The organism is Nocardiopsis sp. NPDC055824 (assembly GCF_053616335.1).
This window is the reverse complement of record NZ_JBSHDN010000376.1, coordinates 1-2616: the sequence shown is the minus strand read 5'-3', so window position 1 is coordinate 2616 and position 2616 is coordinate 1. Positions and strand designations below refer to the sequence as shown.

The 2616-nt window shown below is 75.1% G+C and carries 3 protein-coding genes; 1 reads left to right on the top strand and 2 read right to left on the bottom strand.

Annotation, left to right across the window (positions count from 1 at the left end; all coding sequences use genetic code 11):
- Positions 1-57: 57 nt before the first annotated feature.
- Both ACWGL3_RS31950 and manA read right to left on the bottom strand, forming a co-directional pair.
- Positions 58-432 (bottom strand): FKBP-type peptidyl-prolyl cis-trans isomerase, encoded by a 375-nt coding sequence (locus tag ACWGL3_RS31950; protein ID WP_267948732.1) that lies wholly within the window; start codon positions 430-432, stop codon positions 58-60.
- Between the two features lie 121 nt (positions 433-553).
- Positions 554-1738 (bottom strand): mannose-6-phosphate isomerase, class I, encoded by a 1185-nt coding sequence (manA, locus tag ACWGL3_RS31945; RefSeq protein WP_452462151.1) that lies wholly within the window; start codon positions 1736-1738, stop codon positions 554-556.
- Positions 1739-2097: 359 nt separating this feature from the next.
- On the opposite strand from manA, the gene ACWGL3_RS31940 reads away from it, so the two are divergent.
- A complete protein-coding gene (locus ACWGL3_RS31940) occupies positions 2098-2595 on the top strand; it encodes a GNAT family N-acetyltransferase (protein ID WP_267948730.1) in 498 nt (165 codons plus the stop codon).
- Positions 2596-2616: the final 21 nt, after the last annotated feature.

Here is a 2616-nt window from a genome sequence, read left to right as displayed (position 1 = left end):
GCGCGGGCCCCTCCGCGCTCCGCGTGTCCGGGGGACCGGCCCCCGGCGCCGGTCGGGTCAGCGGACGCCGACGAGGTCGCAGACGAAGATCAGGGTCTCGCCCGGCTTGATGGCGCCGCCCGCGCCGCGGTCGCCGTAGGCCAGGTGCGGGGGGATGACCAGCTTGCGCCGGCCTCCCACGCGCATGCCCAGGACGCCCTGGTCCCAGCCGGAGATGACCTGGCCGGCCCCGAGACGGAAGCTCAGCGGTTCTCCGCGGTTCCAGCTGGCGTCGAACTCCTCGCCGCTGGAGAAGGCGACGCCCACGTAGTGGACGTCGACGGTGCTGCCGTGGCCGGCCTGCGCGCCTTCGCCGACCTTGATGTCGGTGATCTCCAGGTCGGCGGGCGGCGGGCCCTCGATGAAGTCGATCTCCGGACGCTCGAGCGCCATGGTGGTACCCCTCGTGTGTTCAGTGGGAACAGAGAGGCCAAGGGTATCGGCGCGCGGACACCTCCCTGCGCGTCCGGGCCGGGGCGGAGCCCCCGCCCGGCGCGGGCGGCGGACCGCTCCGTCAGTGGGAGCCGACCGTGGCCGCGACGACGTGCCCGTGCCCCTCGACCTTGATCGGCCCGCTGTCCGCCTGCACGAACACCGACTCCCCGCGTTCCAGGGTCAGGCCCTGGCCGACCTCCGCCACCAGTTCCACCCGTCCGTGCAGGGCCAGCACCACCGTGGGCCCCTCCCCCGGCAGGTGGGCCGCGACGCGGCCCGGCCCGATCTCGTGCAGCGCGAACTCGGGGGCGGCCGGGCGGAACTCCCGCCTCCCCTCCAGCAGGCCGGGCCGCGCGTAGGGGATCGGCAGCACCGAGAAGTCCACCACGTCCAGGAGCTCGGGGGCGTCCACGTGCTTGGCGGTCAGCCCCGCGCGCAGCACGTTGTCCGAGCTGGCCATCACCTCGACCGCCGTCCCCTGGAGGTAGGCGTGCAGGTTGCCGGCGGGCAGGAACAGGGCCTGCCCCGGCCCCAGTGTGACCCTGTTGAGCAGGAGCGACGCGACCGCGCCCGGATCGCCCGGGTAGCGGACGGCGAGGTCGGCGACGATGTCGCCGTGGGTCCCCCGGGGGCCGGACGCGGACCACTCGGCGACGAACTCGTCGAGCAGGCGCTCCCTGCTGCCGTCGGGGAGGGTGAGCAGGCGTGTGAGGGCCGCGCGCAGGGCCGCGTGGGTGTCGGGCACCGCCAGGTCCGCGCGCAGCAGCACGGCCAGCTCGCACGTGAGCCCGCGCAGCTCGGCGCCGGTGGCCGCGGGCTCGCGGAAGCCGCACAGCGCCTCGAAGGGCTCCAGGGCGAGCAGGAGCTCGGGTTTGTGGTGGGGGTCGCGGTAGTTGCGGTGGGGGGCGTCGAGGGGGATGCCCGCGCGCTCCTCGGCGTCGAACCCGGCCCGGGCGCGGGTGGCGTCGGGGTGCACCTGGAGGGAGAGGGGCGCCTCGGCGGCCAGGAACTTGAGGAGGAAGGGCAGCCGTGCGCCGAACCGCTCGGCGGTCCCGTGCCCCAGCACCCGGTGCGGGTCGTCGGCGATCAGGCGGGGCAGGGGCCTGGGCCCGTCCTCGCAGTGGGCGGTGCTGGGCGCGCCGTGGTGGGCGCCCAGCCAGAGCTCGGCCTGGGGCGTGCCGTCGGGGTCGGCGCCCAGCAGGCGCGGGATGGCCGTGCGCGCTCCCCAGGCGTACGGTCGTACCTGGTTGGTGAGCCTGTGCATCCGCCCCCCGCTTTCCCGTCTGCGTGTTCTCACCCCGTGGACACTCCGGCGAGGTGGCAACAGTCTCGCGAAGGGGGCCGTCCCGGTCGACACGGCACGCCCCACTCGTAGAGGTAGTGCACACTTCACCTCGCGGGGTGGGCAGGCACCCGACTGCTGCGGGGCCCGGCGGCGGCTACGAAGTTACTGGGAAGTAAACCACGATCCCGGACACGTGAACAGCACCACATTGTCACCTCCCGGAGCCCGCGGCGACACCCGGACCGGGGTCCTGGAACCCCTTCCCCGCGCAGCCGTCGTCGCACCGGACCGCTATCGTGTCCCGGTCGTGATCGTTCCCCGAAGCGTGAGGCGGACACATGAGGCTACGGCAGGGAGGCCCGGCCGACCTACCGGCGGTGCTGGAGATGTTCGACCGCACCGTCGCGTGGCTGGCCGCGCGCGGGCGGTCGGGGCAGTGGGGCGACGCACCGTGGTCGCGCGACCCCGACCGGGTGCGGCTCGTCGAGGACCTGGTCTCCGACGGGATGTGGGTGGCCGAGGCGGAGGGCTCCCCGGCCGGGGTCCTGACCGTCCGCGAGGAGGCCCCCGCGTACGCGCCGCCGGCGGGGGAGCCCGAACTCTACGTGCGCCTCCTGCTGGTCTCCCGGGAGCACACCGGGGCCGGCGTCGGCGGCGAGCTGCTCGCCTTCGCCCGGAGGCGGGCCCTCGACCGGGGCATCGGCCTGGTGCGCGTGGACTGCTGGTCCGGCGGCGACGGAGCGCTCATCCGGTACTACGAGGGCCAGGGCTTCACCCCGACCGTGCGGGTCCCCGTGGGCGCCAGGGAGGTGCAGGTCCTCCAGCTCCGGCCCTGAGCCGGCGCGCTCCCCCGGGCC

What these genes read in the sequence shown, in the direction of transcription:
- ACWGL3_RS31940 (WP_267948730.1), top strand. Translation starts at nt 2,098, where the DNA reads ATGAGGCTACGGCAGGGAGGCCCGGCCGACCTACCGGCGGTGCTGGAG.
- ACWGL3_RS31950 (WP_267948732.1), bottom strand. Translation starts at nt 432, where the DNA reads ATGGCGCTCGAGCGTCCGGAGATCGACTTCATCGAGGGCCCGCCGCCC.
- manA (WP_452462151.1), bottom strand. Translation starts at nt 1,738, where the DNA reads ATGCACAGGCTCACCAACCAGGTACGACCGTACGCCTGGGGAGCGCGC.